General features: G+C 67.7%; 17 protein-coding genes and 1 pseudogene. 9 read left to right on the top strand and 9 right to left on the bottom strand.

Going from position 1 to position 20163, the window contains the following annotated elements; all coding sequences use genetic code 11:
- Positions 1-68 precede the first annotated feature (68 nt).
- On the bottom strand, positions 69-1406 hold the full coding sequence (locus SB786_RS12865; RefSeq protein ID WP_410727782.1) for an AAA-associated domain-containing protein: 1338 nt from the start codon (positions 1404-1406) through the stop codon (positions 69-71).
- A 22-nt stretch (positions 1407-1428) separates the two neighbouring features.
- Positions 1429-3186, bottom strand: a complete 1758-nt coding sequence (locus SB786_RS12860) for an ABC transporter permease (RefSeq protein ID WP_410727781.1) — start codon at positions 3184-3186, stop codon at positions 1429-1431.
- 500 nt (positions 3187-3686) lie between these two features.
- Between SB786_RS12860 and SB786_RS12855 the strand changes: the two genes are divergently transcribed.
- Positions 3687-3953 carry a hypothetical protein gene (locus SB786_RS12855; RefSeq protein ID WP_410727780.1) on the top strand — a complete coding sequence of 89 codons (267 nt, stop codon included), beginning with the start codon at positions 3687-3689 and terminating at the stop codon, positions 3951-3953.
- Between the two features lie 34 nt (positions 3954-3987).
- Here SB786_RS12855 and SB786_RS12850 read toward each other — a convergent pair whose 3' ends face one another.
- Entirely contained in the window at positions 3988-5304 is a 1317-nt protein-coding gene (locus SB786_RS12850) for an ATP-binding protein (protein ID WP_410727779.1), read from the bottom strand.
- Positions 5288-6013 (bottom strand): response regulator, encoded by a 726-nt coding sequence (locus tag SB786_RS12845; protein ID WP_012364426.1) that lies wholly within the window; start codon positions 6011-6013, stop codon positions 5288-5290. The genes SB786_RS12850 and SB786_RS12845 overlap by 17 nt, the downstream gene beginning before the upstream one ends.
- A 220-nt stretch (positions 6014-6233) precedes the next feature.
- Between SB786_RS12845 and SB786_RS12840 the strand changes: the two genes are divergently transcribed.
- Positions 6234-6785, top strand: coding sequence for a periplasmic heavy metal sensor (locus SB786_RS12840; protein ID WP_212100187.1), 552 nt, complete (start codon positions 6234-6236; stop codon positions 6783-6785).
- Positions 6786-6855: 70 nt separating this feature from the next.
- Here the strand turns inward: SB786_RS12840 and SB786_RS12835 are convergent, their stop codons facing one another.
- Positions 6856-7554 (bottom strand): pirin family protein, encoded by a 699-nt coding sequence (locus SB786_RS12835; protein ID WP_410727778.1) that lies wholly within the window; start codon positions 7552-7554, stop codon positions 6856-6858.
- Between the two features lie 360 nt (positions 7555-7914).
- On the opposite strand from SB786_RS12835, the gene SB786_RS12830 reads away from it, so the two are divergent.
- From SB786_RS12830 to SB786_RS12815, 4 genes are all read left to right on the top strand, one after another.
- The gene (locus SB786_RS12830) at positions 7915-8691 is read left to right on the top strand and encodes an ABC transporter substrate-binding protein (protein ID WP_410727777.1); all 777 of its coding nucleotides are present in this window, start codon (positions 7915-7917) and stop codon (positions 8689-8691) included.
- A gap of 229 nt (positions 8692-8920) precedes the next feature.
- A complete protein-coding gene (locus SB786_RS12825) occupies positions 8921-9610 on the top strand; it encodes an ABC transporter permease (RefSeq protein ID WP_410727776.1) in 690 nt (229 codons plus the stop codon).
- A complete protein-coding gene (locus SB786_RS12820) occupies positions 9607-10320 on the top strand; it encodes an ABC transporter permease (RefSeq protein ID WP_410727775.1) in 714 nt (237 codons plus the stop codon). Before SB786_RS12825 ends, SB786_RS12820 begins: the two co-directional genes overlap by 4 nt.
- Positions 10321-10336: 16 nt before the next feature.
- Positions 10337-11116, top strand: coding sequence for an ABC transporter ATP-binding protein (locus SB786_RS12815; protein WP_166724205.1), 780 nt, complete (start codon positions 10337-10339; stop codon positions 11114-11116).
- 68 nt (positions 11117-11184) lie between these two features.
- Here the strand turns inward: SB786_RS12815 and SB786_RS12810 are convergent.
- Positions 11185-11397, bottom strand: a pseudogene (locus SB786_RS12810) (GNAT family N-acetyltransferase); the annotation flags it as partial.
- A 559-nt stretch (positions 11398-11956) separates the two neighbouring features.
- Here SB786_RS12810 and SB786_RS12805 point away from each other — a divergent pair.
- Positions 11957-13042, top strand: coding sequence for a porin (locus tag SB786_RS12805; RefSeq protein WP_410727774.1), 1086 nt, complete (start codon positions 11957-11959; stop codon positions 13040-13042).
- A 157-nt stretch (positions 13043-13199) separates the two neighbouring features.
- Here SB786_RS12805 and SB786_RS12800 read toward each other — a convergent pair whose 3' ends face one another.
- Together SB786_RS12800 and SB786_RS12795 are read right to left on the bottom strand one after the other, a co-directional pair.
- The gene (locus SB786_RS12800; RefSeq protein WP_006398637.1) at positions 13200-13538 is read right to left on the bottom strand and encodes a P-II family nitrogen regulator; all 339 of its coding nucleotides are present in this window, start codon (positions 13536-13538) and stop codon (positions 13200-13202) included.
- A gap of 83 nt (positions 13539-13621) precedes the next feature.
- Positions 13622-15364 (bottom strand): NAD+ synthase, encoded by a 1743-nt coding sequence (locus tag SB786_RS12795; protein WP_410727773.1) that lies wholly within the window; start codon positions 15362-15364, stop codon positions 13622-13624.
- 109 nt (positions 15365-15473) lie between these two features.
- On the opposite strand from SB786_RS12795, the gene SB786_RS12790 reads away from it, so the two are divergent.
- The gene (locus SB786_RS12790) at positions 15474-16652 is read left to right on the top strand and encodes a GNAT family N-acetyltransferase (protein WP_410727772.1); all 1179 of its coding nucleotides are present in this window, start codon (positions 15474-15476) and stop codon (positions 16650-16652) included.
- A 71-nt stretch (positions 16653-16723) separates the two neighbouring features.
- Here SB786_RS12790 and SB786_RS12785 read toward each other — a convergent pair whose 3' ends face one another.
- Positions 16724-18970, bottom strand: a complete 2247-nt coding sequence (locus tag SB786_RS12785; RefSeq protein WP_410727771.1) for a glycoside hydrolase family 3 C-terminal domain-containing protein — start codon at positions 18968-18970, stop codon at positions 16724-16726.
- Positions 18971-19119: 149 nt separating this feature from the next.
- Here SB786_RS12785 and SB786_RS12780 point away from each other — a divergent pair, with 149 nt between their 5' ends.
- Positions 19120-20154, top strand: coding sequence for a helix-turn-helix domain-containing protein (locus SB786_RS12780; protein ID WP_410727770.1), 1035 nt, complete (start codon positions 19120-19122; stop codon positions 20152-20154).
- Positions 20155-20163 lie beyond the last annotated feature (9 nt).

Genomic DNA, 20163 nt, shown 5'->3' with positions numbered 1-20163 from the left:
CGATGCGCGGCGCGTGACCCCAGCGCGGCGCAGGCGGATGCCGGGCCGCACGGCCCGGCCCATTGGCCTCAGGACTCGACGTCCTCGAGACTGAAGATTTCGGTCTGGTCGTTGTACGAGAAGATCTCGCCGTAACGGCCCCAGTCGATCACCGCGTCGAGCGTTTCCTCCGCCGCGCCGTCCGACAGGAAATCCTCCAGCTCCTGCTCGAAGCGCACGCGCGGCGCACGATGGCCCGGGCGCTCGTTCAGCACCTTCTTGATCCGCGCGGCGAGCGGCACGTGCTTGAGCAGATGATCCGCGAACATCAGCTTGCGCTCCTGCGTGCCGAATTCCGCGAACACGCGCCCCGGTGGCGTCAGGAATACGTCCCCTTCCCGCACGTCGGCGAAACCAAGGTACTGCAGCACTTCGGCGATCGGGAACAGGTCGTCCACTTCCAGATGCAGCGTGCGCGCGATTTCGGGCATGTCGGCGCGGCCGTGGTACGGCGCCATCGCGAGCGTCTCGATCAGGCCGGCCATCAGGTTGGTCGACACCTGCGGCAGCCAGCTGCCGAGCTCCAGCCCCTTCTTCGTCGCCTCGCCGGTCTGGCGCGCGGTCATCTTCGCGTAGATATCGTCGACCAGCTTGCGGAAGGCCGGGTCGAGCCGGTTGCGCGGATGCTTGAACGGCACCTTGATCTCGGCGATCACGCGGCCCGGGTTCGACGACAGCACGAGGATCCGGTCGCACATGAACACCGCTTCCTCGATGTTGTGCGTGACGATCAGCACCGACTTGATCGGCATCCGGCCTTGCGTCCAGAGATCCAGGAGGTCGGTACGCAGCGTTTCGGCCGTCAGCACATCGAGCGCCGAGAACGGCTCGTCCATCAGCAGGATCGTCGGATCGACGACGAGCGCGCGCGCGAAGCCCACGCGCTGGCGCATGCCGCCCGACAGCTCGCGCGGATACGCGTTCTCGAAGCCGTCGAGACCAATCAGGTCGATCGCGGCGAGCGCGCGCTCGCGGCGCTCACGTGCGCCGACGCCAAGCGCTTCTAGCCCGGCTTCCACGTTCTGCAGCACGGTCAGCCACGGGAACAGCGCGAAGGTCTGGAACACCATCGCGACGCCTTCGGCCGGGCCGCGCAGCGGCTTGCCGAGATAGGTCACTTCACCGCCGGTCGGCTCGATCAGCCCGGCGATGATCCGCAGCAGCGTCGACTTGCCCGACCCGGAACGGCCGAGCAGCCCGACGATCTCGCCTTCGCGCAACGACAGGTTCGCATCGTCGAGCACGAGCAATTCGCCCTGCGTCTTGTTGAAGCCGCGGCAGACGTGATCGACACGCAGGATTTCATCGCCGAGGCGCGGCGGCTGGGACGTCTGGACGGGGGCGTTTACAGCATTCGGATTGTGCATCGCGTTTCGCTCTCAATCGGTCTCAGTCGAGCCGCAGCTTCGCTTCGGCGAAGGCATACAGCGGGCGCCAAAGCAGGCGGTTGAACAGGGTAACGAACAGGGACATCACGGCGATGCCCAGGATGATCTTCGGAAAGTCGCCGGCGGCCGTGGTCTGCGCGATATACGCGCCGAGGCCGTGCGCCTCGATCTTGGTCGTACCCCACTGCACCGCTTCCGACACGATGCTCGCGTTCCACGCGCCGCCCGACGCGGTGATCGCGCCGGTCACGTAGTACGGGAAGATGCCGGGCAGGATCGCCTGGCGCCACCACTGCCAGCCGCGGATCCGGAAGTTCGTCGCCGCTTCGCGATAGTCGTTCGGATAGGACGTCGCGCCGGCAATCACGTTGAACAGGATATACCACTGCGTGCCGAGCACGATCAGCGGCGACAGCCAGATGTCGGGGTTCAGGTGAAAGCGCGCGATCACGATCACGAACACCGGGAACAGCAGGTTCGCCGGGAACGCGGCGAGGAACTGCGCGAGCGGCTGCAGCTTCTCCGCCAGCCGCGGACGCAGCCCGATCAGCACGCCGATCGGCACCCAGATCACGGACGCGATCGTGATCAGCACGACCACGCGCAGCAGCGTGATGAGCCCGAGCACCAGCACGTGGCCGACGTCGGCCATCGTCACGCCGGTCGCGACGAAGCTGAAGACGCGCCACACGATATAGGCCGTGCCGATCAGCACGAAGCCCGACCACGCGATGTCGACCGTGCGCGACGCCTTCTTCTCGACTTTCGGCAGCGTGAAGCGCATCCTGCCCGACAGCGGCAGGCGCAGCGGAATCCGCGCGGCCTTCGCGAAGAACCAGCCGGCCGGCACGAGCAGCTGATGGATCAGGCGCGTGCGGCGCACGAGGTCGAGCAGCCACGATTGCGGCGCATCGCCCGACGCGGTGTTCTCCATCCGGAACTTGTCGGCCCACGCGATCAGCGGGCGGAACAGGAACTGGTCGTACGCGAGGATCACGACGGTCATCGTGAGAATCACCCAGCCGATCGCGCCGAAGTTCTTGTCCGAGATCGCCTGCGCGAGATACGCGCCGATCCCCGGCAGCGTGATCGTCTGGTTGCCGACGGTGATGGCCTCCGACGCGACGACGAAGAACCAGCCGCCCGACATCGACATCATCATGTTCCAGATCAGCCCGGGCATCGAGAACGGCACCTCGAGCTTCCAGAAGCGCTGCCACGACGTCAGGTGGAAGCCGCGCGACACTTCGTCGAGGTCGCGCGGCACCGTGCGCAGTGACTGGTAGAAGCTGAACGTCATGTTCCACGCCTGGCTCGTGAAGATCGCGAAGATCGCCGCGAGCTCGGCGCCGAGCACGCGGCTCGGGAACAGCGCGAGGAAGAACGTGACCGTAAACGAGATGAAGCCGAGCACCGGCACCGACTGCAGGATGTCGAGGATCGGGATCAGCACCATCCCCGCGCGGCGGCTTTTCGCGGCGAGCGTACCGTAGACCAGCGTGAACACGAGCGACGCGACCATCGCGGCGAGCATCCGCAGCGTCGTGCGCAACGCGTATTCGGGCAGGTTCGACGGATCGAGCGAAATCTTCTGGGTCTGAAGGGTCCCGATCGGCGCCATCGTTTCATGAAAGCCGACGACCGCCATCGCGATCAGGCAGATGATCAGCGGGAATGCGATGAAGTCCCACCGGTTCGGCAGAACGCGCCACGCAGACGCGTTGGCGGTCCGGTTCGGATTGAAGAATCCGACGTCCATCAGGCGCCCTCCCCGGTAAGGCCGAACGAAGCCGGCAGACGATGTTGATTCATGGCAAAGCGCACGGGCGCGGTAATTCGACGCGGTAATTCGATTGATTCACGATGTCACGCCGGCGCGACGCGCCGTGCGGGCAAGCTGCGCCCCGGCACGGCGAGTCGGCCGCGACGGCACGACACTACACCAACCTGTATTTCAGATACAACCGTCCGGGGCCAGTATGGCGCCGCGCGACGCGTGGGCGGTGTGTGGATCGTGCCCGGCGCGCGGGCGGACGGCGGCGCGCGGGGCGGTGCAGCCCGGCCGCAGTCGTTCGGCCAGCGTGCAGGCCCCGAATTATGCCGTGATCCGGGCCGGCCGGGAACCCGCCAGCCGCACACGGGCGCAAACCATGCCGGACGTCAGCGGACGATCGCGGCGAAGCAGGTATGATCGGGGCTAGCCCCTGCGGTGTGCCGACCAACGGCCCCGGGGATTGACCGACCAGCTGGAGGAAGGGAATGGCAGGAAATTTGGTGATCGTCTGCCGCGATCAGGACGCCGACGCGTTCTACGAGCTGATGCAGGAATACGGGTCGTTCCAGACCCGGCTGTCGTCGACGGCGTGGTACCTGAACATGAACGTCGTGCCGGAATCACTGCAGGAGGAAATCCTGGAGCGCCTCGGCCGCTATACGACCGTCTATATCTTCGAGGCCACGAGCGTGACCTACAACACCGTCGACAGCAACGCCGCCGAGACGCTCGGCTCGCTGTTCGGCGAATGATGCCGCGCGGCGCCTGCCCGGCAGGCGCCGCTTCTTACGCTGCCTGTGCGTGAAGTTCGTCCTTCGGCACCACGTCGAACGGGAACGTCATCGCCACGCGCAGGCCGCCCTCGGGACGGTTGCCGATCTCGCACGTCCCGCCCTGCCTCAGCACGAGCCGCTCGACGATCGCGAGCCCCAGCCCGCTGTGGCCGTTCCCGCCGCGCGCGGGGTCGAGCCGCACGAACGGCCGCGTCGCGGCCGCCAGGTCGCGCGGCGCAATCCCGCCGCCGCTGTCGCTGACCGACAGCACATAACCGGTCGGCGTGCGCGCCGTCTCGACCAGCACCGGCGGCGCGCCGTACGCATGTGCATTGTCCAACAGGTTCGACAGGATCCGGTCGAGCGTCGCGGTCGGCAGGCGGAAGCCCGCGTCGGCCGTGAGATGCGTCTGGACCGCCGGCGCGTTCGGTGCGACCGCACGATAGCTGCGCGCGATCCGCTCGCAGGTCTGGTCGACCGGCACGGGCTCGCTGCGGTCCGCGCCGCCGTGCGCGAACGCGAGGAACTGGTCGACGATGTGCGACATCGAGTCGACATCGCGCACGACGCCGTCGCGCAGCCGCGCGTCGTCCATCATTTCAGCGCGCAGGCGCATCCGCGCGAGCGGCGTGCGCAGGTCGTGCGCGACGCCGGCCAGCATCACCGCGCGGTCGCTGTCGGCCTGCGAGACCTGTTCCACCATCTGGTTGAAGCCGCGCGTGAGCTGCCGCAGCTCGCGCGGGCCGCGCTCGCGCACCGGCGGCACCGGCTGGCCGCGGCCGAAGCGCGCGACCGCGCGCGCCAGCGAGCGCAGCGGCTGCTGCAACTGCCAGGCCGCGAACAGCGCGGCGATCACGCCGGCCGAGAAGATCGTGCCGAGCCACAGCAGCATCCGGTCGAGCGAGCGCGGCGGCCGCAGCGGCTGCACCGGCACCACGATCCAGTTAGGGTCGGTCGGCTCCTTGACCCACAGCACCGGCGGATGACCCGGCGCGCCGATCTCGACCTGGGTGCCGTGCGGCATCCGCTCGCTCACGTCATCGCGGAAGCGCTTGAGCGGCGCCGGCAGGTTCGTGTCGGCATCCTTCGGCACGTCGGGACTGCCCGGCGGCACGAGCCGCACCCGCGACGGCAGCGGCTGATCGGGCGTGCGCTCGACGTGCTGGCGCACCGCGTCGACGAGGAACGCGGCCTCCTCGACCGCGTAGCGCGTCTGCATCTGGCTGCGCTCGATGCGCATCGCGAAGAACCACGCGAAGTGCGACAGGAGCAGAACACCGACGACCAGCAGCGCCAGCCGCCCGAACAGTGAATCAATGGGCTTGCGCATGGGCCTCGCCGTCGGGCACGAACACGTAGCCGCGCCCGCGGACCGTCTGGATGAAGCGCGGCGCGGACGGATCCGTTTCCAGGATGCGGCGCAGGCGCCATACCTGGACGTCGATGCCGCGGTCGGTGCCGTCGTACTCGGGCCCGTGCAGCAGCTCGAGCAGCCGCTCGCGCGTGAGCGTGCGCAGCGCATGGTTCACGAAAATCTTCAGCAGCGCGAATTCGCTGCTCGACAGCGTCGCCGGCTTGCCGTCGACCGACAGCGTGCGCGCCTGGAAGTCGAGCACGAAGCGGCCGAACGCGAACGGCTCGCGCTGCTCGGGCGCCGCCGCCGACGGCGTCGCCCGGCGGCGGCGCAGCACGGCCTGCACGCGCGCGAGCAGCTCGCGCGGGTTGAACGGCTTGCCGAGATAGTCGTCCGCGCCGAGTTCGAGCCCGACGATGCGGTCGACGTCGTCCGCGCGCGCGGTCAGCATGATCACGGGGATGTCGTCGCCGGCCGCGCGCAACTGGCGCAGCGCGGTGAGGCCGTCCACGCCCGGCATCATCAGGTCCAGCACGATCAGGTCGGGCCGCTCGCGCTCGAGGCGCTTCTCGAGCGTCGCCGCGTCGTGCAGCACGGACACTTCCATCCCCTGCCGCACGAGATAGTCGCGCAGCAGGTCTCGGAGTTCTTGGTCGTCGTCGACGATGAGGATCTGGGTAGTCATGGCTGAAGTTTACCGCGCGAGTGTGGCGTCGAAGAACGAAACAAAGGGACGAAAGGGTTACTGCGGGTTACGGCGCAAGGGAACTGTAATGCGCCGTAACCCGCCGGCCACCCCGCGTAACACCGGCGCGGACCCGCGCCGCTAACCTGCGTCTTACCGGATGCGGACACGAATCACCGCGACCCGCATCGCCGGACCTTTGATACAAGGAGTTTCTGAAATGTATAAGAAGACTTCCCGCGTGGCCATTGCGGCCGCCACCGTGCTCGCTCTCGCATTCGGCACCGCGCATGCCGCACAACCCAACGACATGCCGCCGCCGGGCGGCCCCGGCATGCACCAGATGCACGGCGGCCATGACGGCGGCCCGTTCGGCGTGATCATGAAGCTGCACGACCAGCTGAAGCTCAACGCGTCGCAGGAACAGCAGTGGCAGACGGCCGTCAACACCATGAAGCAGAACCATGAAGCGATGCGCAAGAGCCACGAGCAGATGCGCGAGCAATTCAAGGCGCAGCAGAACCAGCCGATCCTCGACCTGAACGCGATGCACGCCGCCCGCCAGCAGGCCGAGCAGCAGAATGCGCAACTGCGCGAGCAAAGCTCGGCCGCGTGGCTCACCTTCTACAACGGGCTGAACGACCAGCAGAAAACCACGGTCAGCACGGCGCTCAAGCAGCAGTTCGCACGGATGGAGCAGCGCCACGAGACGATGAAGGAACGCTGGCAGCAGCACCGCGCCGCCAAGGGCGCGTCGGCGCCGGCGCAGTAAGCCGGCAGGCCGCCTCCCGGGCGGCACCGCGGGGGACGCGCGCGCTCGGCGCCGCGTCCCCCGTTTCATTTCAGGCGACGTCGAACAGCAGCACCTCGGCCGCCCGGCCGCGGGCGAACGCAACCGCGTCCACGCCGGCGATCCGCGCGCCGTCGCCCTCGGCCAGCGCGTGGCCGTTGACCTCCAGGTCGCCGCGCGCCACGTGCACGTACGTGCTGCGCCCGGCCGGCACGCCGAAAACCGTCTCCTCGTCGCCATCGATCAGCCCCGCGAAGATCCGCGCGTCCGCACGGACCGACAATGCACCGTCGCTGCCGTCGGGCGACGCGACGAGCCGCAGCCGGCCGCGCTTCTCGTCGTCGGCAAAGCGCCGCTGCGCATAGCCGGGCCGCCCGCCCCGCTCGGCCGGCTGCAGCCAGATCTGCAGCAGATGCAGCGGCCGGTCGCAGCACGCATTGGTTTCGCTATGCATGAGCCCCGTGCCAGCGCTCATCCGCTGGATGCCGCCGGCCCGCACGATCGCGCCGTTGCCGAGGCTGTCGCGATGCGCGAGCGCGCCGTCCAGCACGTAGGTGACGATCTCCAGGTCACGGCGCGGCTGCATGCCGAAGCCGCGCGTGGGTGCGATCCGGTCCTCGCTCAGCAAGCGCAGCGCGCCGAATGGCGGATGTGTGGCCCCGGCATGGCCGGCGAGCGGGAAGCTGCTGCTCGATTCGAGCCAGCCTTGACGCGTGTGGCAACGGTCGGCGGCGCGGCGAATCTGGAACATGGGGGCACTCCGGCGGGCGGCGATTCTTTTTCGGGTTTACCTGTACTTTAGGCCCACCCCCATCCGGCCACAATCCGCCGCCCGCGCACCGCATCGTTGCGCTCACGAATCCAATGCGCGCAATACTCGTTGCGAATACCACGATTGCCGCAACGGCCGATTCGAAGAATCGATCGGTCGCGCCGGATTGCCGTTTTCCGGGTATCGCGTTCGGGTAAAATACCGCCCTTTTGGCGTTCGCCCGTCCGGCGAGCGCCGTTGCCAGCGCGCCGAAACACGAATTTTGGCCGTCTAGAATACGCGGCGCCCGGCCCGACCGGCCGCGAGCGCCCCCCGGAAGTGAGCGACAAAAGGATGGAAATGAAGAAGGCCGCCCTGTGCGCCGCCCTCGCCCTCGTGGCGGGCAGCGCCTTCGCGAAGGAGTGGAAGACCGTGCGGATCGGTGTCGATGCCAGCTACCCGCCGTTCGAGTCGACCGCGCCGAGCGGCGAGATCGTCGGTTTCGACGTCGATCTCACCAAGGAAATCTGCAAGCGGATCAACGTGAAGTGCGTGTGGATCGCGCAGGATCTCGACGGGATCATCCCCGCGCTGAAGGCGAAGAAGTACGACGTCATCGTGTCGTCGCTGACCGTCACGGACAAGCGCCGCGAGCAGATCGACTTCTCCGACAAGGTGTACGACGCACCGGCACGCATGATCGCGAAGGCCGGCTCACCGCTGCTGCCGACGGTCGCATCGCTCAAGGGCAAGCACGTCGGCGTCGAGCAGGGCTCGACGCAGGAAACCTACGCGAAGGCGTACTGGGAACCGCAGGGCGTGACGGTCATCCCTTACCAGAACCAGGACCAGGTCTATACCGATCTCGGCTCGGGCCGCCTCGACGCGACGCTGCAGGATGAACTGCAGGCCGATTACGGCTTCCTGCGCACGCCGCGCGGCAAGGGCTTCGCGTTCGCCGGGCCGGAAGTGAAGGATCCGAAGACGATCGGCGACGGCACCGCGATCGGCCTGCGCAAGGAAGACACGGACCTGAAGCTGAGGATCAACAAGGCGCTGGCCGACATGCACAAGGACGGCACGTACGACCGGCTGTCGCACAAGTATTTCTCGTTCAGCGTCTACTCGGCTCGCTGAGCGCCGACAATGACGGGAAGCGGATGCGGGGGCGGCCCCGCGTCCGGCAGCACAGGCAGTCAACCACGCGCCGCCCGCCCCCTTGCCCGCCGCTCGCGCGACGGGCGGGCCCGGCACCGTTGCCGGGGCGGACGGTCATGATACGCACGGGGCGTTCCGCGCAGCTTGGCGGGCGCGTATTTCGCGGTGCACCGCATGCGCCCTCAGGGACCACACCAGGGACCACTCTATGTTTCTACAAGGTTACGGCCCGCTGATCCTCGCAGGCACCTGGCAAACCGTCAAACTGGCGGTGCTTTCGCTCGCGTTGTCGTTCCTGCTGGGCCTGCTCGGCGCGGGCGCGAAGCTGTCGCGCAACCGCGTGACGAACGGCGTCGGCACCGTCTACACGACGCTGATCCGCGGCGTACCCGACCTCGTGCTGATGCTGCTGCTGTTCTACAGCCTGCAGATCTGGCTGAACTCCGCGACCGACGCGCTCGGCTGGGACCAGATCGACATCGACCCGTTCCTCGCCGGCGTGCTCGTGCTCGGCTTCATCTACGGCGCGTACTTCACCGAGACCTTCCGCGGCGCCTTCCTGTCGGTGCCGCGCGGCCAGCTCGAGGCCGGCAGCGCGTACGGGATGACCAACTGGCAGGTGTTCGCGCGGATCATGTTCCCGCAGATGATGCGCTTCGCGCTGCCCGGCATCGGCAACAACTGGCAGGTGCTGGTGAAGTCGACCGCGCTGGTATCGATCATCGGCCTCGCGGACGTCGTGAAGGCGTCGCAGGACGCCGGCAAGGGCACGCTGCGGTTCTTCTTCTTCACGCTGATCGCCGGTGCGGTCTACCTCGCCATCACGACGATCTCGAACTTCGTGCTGATGTGGCTCGAAAAGCGCTACTCGACCGGTGTCCGCAAGGCTGACCTATGATCGAACTCATCCAAGAATACTGGCGCAACTACCTCTACACCGACGGCTTCCGGACCACCGGCGTCGCGATCACGCTGTGGCTGCTCGTCGTGTCGATCGGCCTCGGCTTCTGCCTGTCGGTGCCGCTCGCGGTGGCCCGCGTGTCGAAGAAGAAGTGGCTGTCGCGCGCCGTGTGGCTCTATACGTACGTGTTCCGCGGCACGCCGCTCTACGTGCAGCTGCTGCTCTGCTACACCGGCCTCTACAGCCTGCAGTTCGTGCGCGACACGCCGCTGCTCGATTCGTTCTTCCGCGACGGGATGCGCTGCACGCTGCTCGCGTTCACGCTGAACACCTGCGCGTACACCACCGAGATCTTCGCGGGCGCGATCAAGGCGACCTCGTACGGCGAGATCGAAGCCGCGCGCGCATACGGGATGTCCACCTTCACGATGTATCGCCGCGTGATCCTGCCGTCCGCGCTGCGCCGCGCGCTGCCGCTCTACAGCAACGAAGTGATCCTGATGCTGCACGCGACCACCGTCGCGTTCACCGCGACCGTGCCGGACATCCTGAAGATCGCCCGCGACGTGAACTCGGCGACCTACATGTCGTTCCATGCATTCGGCATCGCCGCGCTGCTCTATCTCACGATCTCGTTCATGCTCGTGTGGCTGTTCCGCCAGGCCGAGCGTCGCTGGCTCGCGTATCTGCGCCCGCAGGGCAAGTAAGTTTTCGCAGGACTATATGAATTCCCAGACTCAGAAGCTTTTCGTCGACGATCTGCACAAGCGGTACGGCGACAACGAGGTGCTCAAGGGCGTGTCGCTGAAGGCGAACTCGGGCGACGTGATCAGCGTGATCGGCTCGTCCGGTTCCGGCAAGAGCACGATGCTGCGTTGTATCAACTTCCTCGAACAGCCGAACGCGGGCCGCATCGTCGTCGACGGCGAGGAGGTGCGCACCACCGCCGACAAGACGGGCGCGCTGCGCGCGGCCGATTCGAAGCAGTTGCAGCGAGTGCGCACCAAGCTGTCGATGGTGTTCCAGCACTTCAATCTCTGGTCGCACATGAACGTGATCGAGAACGTGATGGAAGCGCCCGTCAACGTGCTCGGCATCCCGAAGAAGGAAGCCGAGGATCGCGCCCGCGCGTATCTCGAGAAGGTCGGCCTCGCGCCGCGCGTCGAGAAGCAATATCCGTCGCACCTGTCGGGCGGCCAGCAGCAGCGCGTCGCGATCGCGCGCGCGCTCGCGATGCATCCCGACGTGATGCTGTTCGACGAGCCGACGTCGGCGCTCGACCCGGAGCTCGTCGGTGAAGTGCTGAAGGTGATGCAGAAGCTGGCCGAGGAAGGCCGCACGATGATCGTCGTCACGCACGAGATGGGCTTCGCGCGCAACGTGTCGAATCACGTGATGTTCCTGCACCAGGGGCGCGTCGAGGAAGAAGGCGTGCCGTCCGAGGTGTTCGCGAATCCGAAGAGCGAGCGCCTGCGCGGGTTCCTGTCGGGCAGCCTCAAGTAACGCGCGCGACGCGGTACGACACAGCGGTACGACACACGAGCGGGCGCCGGGCGGCGCCCGTTTCGCGTTTACGCGGCGTCCACCGGCGCGCCGTCCGCGAACGCGCGCAGCGCATCGCCCGCGAGCCGGTAGCGCACCCATTCGCTCTGCGGCGTCGCGCCGACGCTTTCGTAGAAGCGGATCGCCGGCTCGTTCCAGTCGAGCACGCTCTCGAACCGCCCGCAGCCGGTGTCCACGGCGATGCGCGCGAGCGCCTTCGGCAGCCGCAGCCCGGCGCCCGCGGTCAACAGCTCATGCCGCGCAAGCGTTTCAGCGTCGTTGCAGACGCGGCCCGGCGTCGTTGGGCCACGCCCGCATTATTACGAAATACTTACCAATTTCGCTTCCCCGACGCTTACGCTCGCGCCTCGGCAACGTCAATAGTGGCAATCCTTGACCCAACCCAGCCGAATCCGTGTCTGCCTTGCCGGACAAGGGTTTCCGGGAACCGGCGGCCCTCCCGGCCATCGTCGCGCACTCTGTTGCATGGCAAATTGGCGACACGTGTTAGTCAAACAACGATTTCCATCGCCACAAAATTGTATTTTTGCTAAATTAGTAACCAAAGTAGCAAAACGAAGTTCGTGAAATGTAGTTTAGCTTCACGACACAACAAGGAGACCCCGCAAGCCGACCCGGCCGCGCGGGCCGCTCAACGGTTCTTCCGTCCGCTTGCCCGTGCCGCGCTTACCGGCCTGCACGAGGTCTCCCTGGTTATCCCGCTTTTCGCTTTTGCCCGACGCTCGCAGCGCCGGGCATCTCGTGCAGTCTGGGTTGACTTTTTGACAGGGTATGGAGGAGATGATGAAGAAAGCTTTGGTCGCGGCCGCGCTGATGGCTGCTGGGGTGGTGACGGCGCACGCGCAGAGCAGCGTCACGCTGTACGGTCGCCTGGATGCCGGCCTTGAGTACCTGAACGGCCTGCAGAACGGCCACCAAGTGCGCGCGGAAAGCGGCGACTGGGGCACGAGCCTGTGGGGCTTGAAGGGCAGCGAGGACATCGGCGGCGGCAACAAGGTCCTGTTCCACCTCGAAGGCGCGTTCAACACGATGAACGGCGGGCTCGGCACGAGCGGCTCGATCTGGGATCGTTTCGCGACCGTCGGCATCTCCAACGACCGCTACGGTACGCTGCTGCTGGGTCGCGAACTCGCGATCGCGAACGGCGTGTGGGACTTCGATCCGCTGGGCCAGTCGAGCTGGTCGTCGGCATCGCTCGTGCGCGGCCGCAACTGGAACAAGACCAGCAACAACGTGTCGTACCAGTCGCCGCAGTTCTACGGCCTCGACTTCTACGGCCAGTTCGCATTCTCGAACTCGACCAGCTTCAACGGCAACACGACGGCCGGCCAGCCGGGCCGTGCGGCCGGTGCGCAGGTCACGTACACGAACTCGCTGTTCCAGTTGCGCGGCATCTACGACGAAACGCGCGACAGCAACGGCCGCTTCTCCGACGTGTTCAACTACTCGCGTGAATACTTCGCGGGCGTGAACGTGTTCCTCGGCCAGTTCAAGCTGCAAGCGGCTTATCAGTCGTCGCACGCGGACGGCAGCGGCGGCCCGGCCGTCAACAACGGCATCACCGGCACCCAGCAGGTCTGGGGCGGCGTGACGTGGCAGGCCACGCCGGCGGCCGCGCTGATCGCAGCCGTGTACCACGTGAATGCGAACCACGGCGGCGGCAACGCGAACATCTACACGGTCGGCGGTTCGTACAACATCTCGAAGCGCACGCTGTTCGACCTGCAGGTCGCGACGGTGCGCAACAGCTCGACGGCCAACTTCGGCCTGAACGCGAACGGTGCGGGCACCGCCGTGTCGACGGGCAACCCGCATCCGGGCGGCAGCCAGACCGGCGTCTACGCCGGCATCCAGCACCTGTTCTGATCAGGCGCCGCCCAGAGAACGATTCGACAACACTTTCCACGCTGCTGCGAGAGGCGCGTATCGGTGCGGTACCCAACCGGGTATCGCACCGTTTTTTATTGGCGGGCCGGAATCGTGCGACCGCGGCCCGAGCGACCGGAGCGGCCGAATGCGGCGCTCAGACCGCCGCTTCGTTCTCTTCGCCGGTGCGGATGCGGATCACGCGCTCGACGTCCGACACGAAGATCTTGCCGTCGCCGATCTTGCCCGTGCGCGCCGCGCCGATGACCGCGTCGATCACCTGGTCGACCTGCGCTTCCGCGACGACCACCTCGATCTTCATTTTCGGCAGGAAGTCGACGACGTATTCGGCGCCCCGATACAGCTCGGTGTGCCCCTTCTGGCGGCCGAAGCCCTTCACTTCCGTTACGGTCAGGCCCGTGAGGCCGACTTCGGCGAGCGCTTCGCGGACTTCGTCCAGCTTGAACGGCTTGATGATGGCGGTGATGCGTTTCATGATGGTTGTCCCTCAATGCTCGTTTGGATGCACAATCGCGATCCCGATTGTAAGCCGGCCGGCCGCGTACGGCCCAGCACCGCTCAGTCGAGACGCTCGGTAAAGCGTGACGTGATCGGATAGCGCCAGTCGCGCCCGAACGCGCGATGCGTGACGCGAATGCCGATCGGCGCCTGGCGGCGCTTGTATTCGTTGATCTTGATGAGCCGCGTCACGCGCGCGACGTCGGCCTCCGCATAACCGGCGGCGACGATCTCCGCGAGCGGACGGTCCTCTTCCATGTACATCCGCATGATCGCGTCGAGCACGTCGTACGGCGGCAGGCTGTCCTGGTCCGTCTGGTTCTCGCGCAGCTCGGCCGACGGCGCGCGCGTGAGGATCCGCTCGGGGATCACGTCGCGCTGCGCGTAGTCGGCGGTCGCGTTGCGATAGCGGCACAGCCTGTAGACCAGCGTTTTCGCGATGTCCTTGATCACCGCGAAGCCACCGGCCATGTCGCCGTACAACGTGCAGTAGCCGACCGCCATCTCGCTCTTGTTGCCGGTCGTCAGCACGATCGAGCCGAACTTGTTCGACAGCGCCATCAGCAGCGTGCCGCGGATGCGCGCCTGGATGTTCTCTTCCGTCGCGTCCTCCGCGCGGCCCGCGAATTCGTCCGCGAGCGCCACCCGGAACGCGTCGAACATTGGCGCGATCGCGATCTCGTCGTAGCGCACGCCGACGCGCCGCGCCATCTCCGCCGCATCGGTGGTCGAGATGTCGGCCGTGTAGCGCGACGGCATCATCACCGCGCGCACGCGCTCGGGGCCGAGCGCGTCGCATGCGACCGCGAGCACCAGCGCCGAGTCGACGCCGCCCGACAGCCCGATCAGCACGCCGGGAAAACCGTTCTTGCCGATGTAGTCGCGCACGCCGGTCACGAGCGCGCGATAGACCTGCGCGTCGACCGGCAGCGCGGGTGCGACCGCGCCGGGCAGCGGGTGGGCACCGTCGAATTCGACGATCGCGTGCCCTTCGTCGAACTGCGGCATCTTCGCGACGAGCGCGCCCTGCGCGTCGAGCACGAACGAGCCGCCGTCGAACACGAGCTCGTCCTGGCCGCCGACGAGGTTCACGTACACCATCGGCAGCCCGGTCTCGCGGATCCGCGCGCGCAGGATGTCGATGCGCAGCGCCTCCTTGTTCATGTGGTACGGCGAACCGTTCGGGATCAGCAGCACCTGCGCGCCTGCGGCCTTCGCGATCTGCGCGGCCGACGCATGCCATGCGTCCTCGCAGATGATCACGCCGAATTTGACGCCGTTCAACTCGAACACGAGCGGTTGGGCGTCGGTCGCGAAATAGCGCTTCTCGTCGAACACGTCGGCGTTCGGCAGATCCTGCTTGCGGTAGGTGCCGGCAATCTGGCCGCCGACGATCAGCGACACCGCGTTGTAGGTATCGGCCGGCGGCACGCCGCGCTCGATCGGGCGGTTTGCATTACCATCGACGGCTGGCGCGCGTGCATCGTCGCCGGGGTCGCTGCCCGCACCGCTGCCCGGCCCCCTGCCCGGCCCCCGCAACGGGTGACCGACCAGCACCGCGAGCCCGTCGAACGGGCGCAGCGCGTCGGCGAGCGTGTCGAGCGCGGCAGCGGCCGCCGCGTAGAACGCGGGCCGCAGCAGCAGGTCTTCCGGCGGATAGCCGGACAGCGCGAGTTCGGGTGCGACCATCAGTTGCGCACCATCGTTGTGCGCGGCGCGGGCGGCCGCGACGATCCGCGCGACGTTGCCGGCGAAATCGCCGACGGTGACGTTGATCTGGGCGAGAGCGAGTCGGGTCTTCATGACGGGATCGGCGCAGCCCGGCGGCGCGCCCTGAACGGCTGACGAAATCGTCCCGGACGCGGGCCATGGCGGCACGCATCCGGCGGCATCCAACAGTACGGATTCACGCTTGAAACACGAACGCATCGATTATCGCACGGGCATCCTGTCGTCCCCCGCGGAAGTGCCGGCCGAAGAATGGAACGCGCTGCTCGAGCGCGACGCGCAGCCGACGCCGTTCCTGCGCCACGAATTCCTCGACGCGCTGCACGTCGCGCGCTGCGCGGTCGACGACACCGGCTGGTCGCCCCACTTCGTCACGCTGACCGATTCGCGCACGGGCCGGCTCGCGGCCGCCGCGCCCGTCTATGCGAAACAGCATTCGTACGGCGAATACGTGTTCGACTGGGCATGGGCCGACGCGTACCAGCGCAACGGCCTGTCCTACTATCCGAAGCTGCTGTGCGCGGTGCCGTTCACGCCCGTGCAGGGCACGCGCCTGCTCGCGGCCGACGACGACGCGCGCCGCCGGCTCGCGGCCACGCTGCTCGCGTTCGCCGAGCAGAGCGACGTGTCGTCGCTGCACGTGCTGTTCCCGACCGGCGACGAAGCGCGGCTGCTCGAATCGATGGGGATGATGCTGCGCGAAGGCGTGCAGTTCCACTGGCTCAACGACGGCTACCGCGACTTCGACGACTTCCTCGCCACGCTCGAGCAGAAGAAACGGAAGAACATTCGCGCCGAACGGCGCAAGGTGCGCGATGCCGGCGTCACGTTCCGGCGGCTCACCGGCGACCGGATCACCGATGCCGACTGGCGCTTCTTCTCGCGCTGCTACCGGCAGACCTACCGCGAACACTACTCGAGCCCGTACCTGAATCTCGACTTCTTCCGCGCGATCGGCGCGACGATGCCGGAGAACCTGCTGCTCGTGATCGCCGAAGCCGACGGCCGGCCGATCGCGAGCTCGCTCGCCGTCTACCGGCGCGGCGCAAACGGCGGTGGCACGCTGTACGGCCGCTACTGGGGCGCGCTCGAGCACGTGCCCTGCCTGCATTTCGAAACGGCGTACTACCAGCTGCTCGAATTCTGCATCGAGGCCGGGCTCGATACGTTCGAAGGCGGCGCGCAGGGCGAGCACAAGCTCGCGCGCGGCTTCCTGCCGACCGTCACGCATTCCGCGCACTGGCTCGCGCATCCGGCGTTCTCCGATGCGGTCGCGCATTTTCTCGCACGCGAGACCGAGCATATCCACGCGTACGTCGACGAGTTGCGCGAGCACGATCCGTTCCGGCGCAGCACCGGCTAGCGTCATCCGGCATACCGGCATGCGGCGAGGCCGCGCATGGCCTCGCCGCATGCCGCACGAACGCAGCCGGCTCAGTGCGCGGCGAGCGTCACCGTCTGCGACAGCGCCTGCGGGTCACGCGACGACGCGGCCGCCAACAGCCCGTAGCTGCCCGCGCCGATCCGCCATGCGTGCGCATTCGCATCCCACACCGCGAAGCGCTGCGCCGGCACCGCAACACTGACCGTGCGCGCCTCGCCCGGCTGCAGCGCGACCCGGGTCCAGCCGACGAGCCGCTTCGGCGGCTCGCCGAGCGACGCGGGCAGCGCTGCGTAGATTTGCACCGTGTGCGTACCGGCACGCGTGCCCGTGTTCGTCACCGTCACGCCGACCGTCACGTTGCCCGCTGCGTCCGCCCGCGCCGACATCGCCGACAACGCATACGTCGTGTACGACAGCCCGTAGCCGAACGGAAACAGCGGCTCGATCGCCTTCGCGTCGAACCAGCGATAGCCGTACGCGAGCCCTTCCGCATAGACGTTCCGCGTATTCGACGGGTCGATCGTCGGCTGCGGCAGGTCGGCCTCCTGCTTCGGGAACGTCAACGGCAGCCGGCCCGACGGATTCGCGTCTCCGAACAGCAGGTCGGCGATCGCCTGGCCGCCCTGTGCGCCCGGGTACCATGCGTCGAGCACGCCGTGCACGTTGGCAAGCCACGGCATCAGCACGGGGCTGCCGTTCTCGAGCACGACGATCACACGCTTCGCCTTCGCGGCGACCGCGGCGATCAGCGCGTTCTGGTCGTATTGCTGGTTGTACGGGTCGGCCTTCGCATCGGGCAGCGACAGGCTCGCGAGGTCGAGGCCTTCGGTCTGCCACTGCGTGGCGAACACGATCGCGACATCGGCCTGAGCGGCCGCGGTGGCCGCCGCGTTCGCGTCGGTCCCGTCGAGATAGCTGACCGACGCGTTCGGCGCCTTCGCGCGGATCGCCGCGAGCGGCGCGGACTTGTACCAGGTCGCGCACCCGCCGAACAGCATGTCGGCCGGTTGCTGACAGGACGTCACCGCGTTGCCGTCGATCGCCGGCACCGCACCCGAGCCGCCGCCCGACAGCACGCCCGCATCCGCGTGCCCGCCGATCACGACGACCGACTTGAGCGTGCCGGCGGCCAGCGGCAGCACCGGCTGCGTGTCGCCCGACGCGGCCGCGTTCTTCAGCAGCACCGCCGCTTGCCGGGCGATCGCGAGCGCGTCGGCATTGCCGGCGGCTTCGTCGATCGCGCCGCCCGGCTTCGGCGGCGCGTCCATCACGCCGATGCGGATCAGCGTGCGCAGCTTGCGCTGCACCATGTCGTTCAGCCGCGCGGCCGACACGCTGCCGGCCTGCAGCGCCGCGCGCAGCTTCGAATTGAAGTACGAGCCGAGCGGCGCGTTGCCGTCGTCGGCCGCGCCGGGCTGTTCCTCGTCGAGCCCGGCCTGCACGGCCGCGACCGTCGAATGCGTCGCGCCCCAGTCCGACTGCACGACGCCCTTGAAGCCCCACTCGTTCTTCAGCACGGTCGTCAGCAGATACGGGCTCTCGCACGCATACACGCCGTTGAGCTTGTTGTACGAGCACATCACGTTGCCCGGCTGGCCGTCCTTCACGCCGATCTCGAACGCGAGCAGTTCGGCCTCGCGCATGGTCCGCTCGTCGACGACCGAATCGACCGTCATCCGGTTGGTTTCCTGGTCGTTGAACGCGAAATGCTTGATCGTCGCGATCACCTTCCGCGCCTGCGTGGCCTGCGTGCGCGCGGCGCTCAGCGTGCCCGCGAGCACCGGATCCTCGCCCATGTATTCGAAGGTGCGGCCGTTGCGCGGCTCGCGCGCGAGGTTCACGCCGCCGCCGAGCCCTTCCGCGAACCCGAGCGCGCGCAATTCGAGCGCGATGCGCGTGCCGTAGGTGCCCGCGAGCGCCGGATCCCACGTCGCCGCGAGCGCGACCGGCGCGGGCAGCGCGGTCACGCGCGCATTCTTCACGTTCACGCCGCCCGCCGAATCGGCGCTGCTGAGCGCCGGAATGCCGAGCCGCGGCACGCCCGGGATGTAGCTTGCGCCGTTCAGCGCGTCGGCCGGAAACGGGCCGCCGAGGTTGAGCGCGGGCATGCCGGTACCGTGCACGAGCTGCAGTTTCTCGTCGGTCGTCAGTTGCGCGACGAGTGCGGCCGCGCGCTGGTCGGCCGCCGCGTCGGGGTCGGCCGGCGCATGGATGTCGTCGCCTCCGCACGACGCGAGCAGCATCGTGAGCGCACATGCGGACGCAATCGTCGAACACCGGAACAGCGAAGTTTTCATTGATCCTCCAGAATCGTTCTGTTGTACTGGTCGCCAAACTCTTCCGTCGAGTCTAAAAAACGACCGGTCACCACGCTTGACCGGCAGGAGCATGCGTTGACCTCTCGCAGCGGGGACAAACCCGAACGGCATGACGACAGGGGGCAGACATGGAGTTGAGACAGAAATCGGTATCCGTGCGGATCTACCGCTGGCTGTGCGAGGACGCGCGCGCAAACGGCATCGATCCCACTGCGCTTTACGAGACGCTCGGCATCGGGCCGGCCGAGCTCACCGACGACACGCGCCGCATCGCCGGCGACCGGCACGTAGCCGCGATGCAGCTGACGAGCGGCTGGCCGCTGTCGTGGCATCACCCGCCACCGCAGGTCGTGCCTTGGCTCGTGGCGTTCCCCGAGCTCGCGGGCATCACGTGCAACGCGGCGACGCTGCGCGGCGCGCTGCACGGCTACCTGCGCTATCGCGAGCTGATCGGCAACGTCGACTGGGTCTTCGCACACGAGAGAGGCGACGCGATCGCGCTCGAGTACGTGAACGAAGGAGACGGCCGGCACGCGGGCAGCGCGTTCGCCAATCTCGCGATCCTCGCGGCGCTTGCGCGCCTGTACGATCCGCACGTGCGCATCGACGACGCCGAATTCGCCGGCCGCGCGTTCGCGTCCGTTGCCGCGCTGCGCGACATGCTCGGCGCACCGGTGGCGTTCGAGGCCGCGCACAACCGCATCGTGCTGCGCTCCCCGCACTTCGACACGCCGTTCGAGCGCTACAACGCGCCGCTCGCCGGCATCCAGCGTCATGCGGCCGACGACGCGCGCGAGCGCGTGCGCGCACGCTCGACATTCGGCGCGTCGGTCGAACAATGCGTGCGCGACTGGCTGCGCACCTCCGACGATACCGACGTGCCGGCCGATACGCTGATGCAGCACGTGTGCACGCGCTTCGCGATGTCGCGCTGGACGCTGCGCCGGCGGCTGCATCGGGAAGCGGTCGGTTTCCATGCGCTCGTCGCGCAGGCGCGGCTCGGCGAGGCGCGCGACCTGCTGCTCAATACGCAGTTGCCGATCGGCGAGATCGGCGTGCGCGTCGGCTTCCGTTCGACGAGCGCATTCACGCGCTTCTTCACGCGCGAACTCGGCGCGGCGCCGAGCCGCTTTCGCGACGGGCACGGCGACCGGTGGCGTTGACGCACGCTT

Source organism: Burkholderia sp. SIMBA_062, assembly GCF_046534765.1.
GTDB lineage: Bacteria > Pseudomonadota > Gammaproteobacteria > Burkholderiales > Burkholderiaceae > Burkholderia > Burkholderia ambifaria.
Note: the sequence above shows the minus strand (reverse complement) of the source record. Positions and strands in the feature narration are given on the sequence as shown.

Bases quoted from the DNA above. Each gene is read 5' to 3' on its own strand.
- SB786_RS12865 (WP_410727782.1), bottom strand. From the start codon at position 1,406: ATGCACAATCCGAATGCTGTAAACGCCCCCGTCCAGACGTCCCAGCCG.
- SB786_RS12860 (WP_410727781.1), bottom strand. From the start codon at position 3,186: ATGGACGTCGGATTCTTCAATCCGAACCGGACCGCCAACGCGTCTGCG.
- SB786_RS12855 (WP_410727780.1), top strand. From the start codon at position 3,687: ATGGCAGGAAATTTGGTGATCGTCTGCCGCGATCAGGACGCCGACGCG.
- SB786_RS12850 (WP_410727779.1), bottom strand. From the start codon at position 5,304: ATGCGCAAGCCCATTGATTCACTGTTCGGGCGGCTGGCGCTGCTGGTC.
- SB786_RS12845 (WP_012364426.1), bottom strand. From the start codon at position 6,013: ATGACTACCCAGATCCTCATCGTCGACGACGACCAAGAACTCCGAGAC.
- SB786_RS12840 (WP_212100187.1), top strand. From the start codon at position 6,234: ATGTATAAGAAGACTTCCCGCGTGGCCATTGCGGCCGCCACCGTGCTC.
- SB786_RS12835 (WP_410727778.1), bottom strand. From the start codon at position 7,554: ATGTTCCAGATTCGCCGCGCCGCCGACCGTTGCCACACGCGTCAAGGC.
- SB786_RS12830 (WP_410727777.1), top strand. From the start codon at position 7,915: ATGAAGAAGGCCGCCCTGTGCGCCGCCCTCGCCCTCGTGGCGGGCAGC.
- SB786_RS12825 (WP_410727776.1), top strand. From the start codon at position 8,921: ATGTTTCTACAAGGTTACGGCCCGCTGATCCTCGCAGGCACCTGGCAA.
- SB786_RS12820 (WP_410727775.1), top strand. From the start codon at position 9,607: ATGATCGAACTCATCCAAGAATACTGGCGCAACTACCTCTACACCGAC.
- SB786_RS12815 (WP_166724205.1), top strand. From the start codon at position 10,337: ATGAATTCCCAGACTCAGAAGCTTTTCGTCGACGATCTGCACAAGCGG.
- SB786_RS12805 (WP_410727774.1), top strand. From the start codon at position 11,957: ATGATGAAGAAAGCTTTGGTCGCGGCCGCGCTGATGGCTGCTGGGGTG.
- SB786_RS12800 (WP_006398637.1), bottom strand. From the start codon at position 13,538: ATGAAACGCATCACCGCCATCATCAAGCCGTTCAAGCTGGACGAAGTC.
- SB786_RS12795 (WP_410727773.1), bottom strand. From the start codon at position 15,364: ATGAAGACCCGACTCGCTCTCGCCCAGATCAACGTCACCGTCGGCGAT.
- SB786_RS12785 (WP_410727771.1), bottom strand. From the start codon at position 18,970: ATGAAAACTTCGCTGTTCCGGTGTTCGACGATTGCGTCCGCATGTGCG.
- SB786_RS12780 (WP_410727770.1), top strand. From the start codon at position 19,120: ATGGAGTTGAGACAGAAATCGGTATCCGTGCGGATCTACCGCTGGCTG.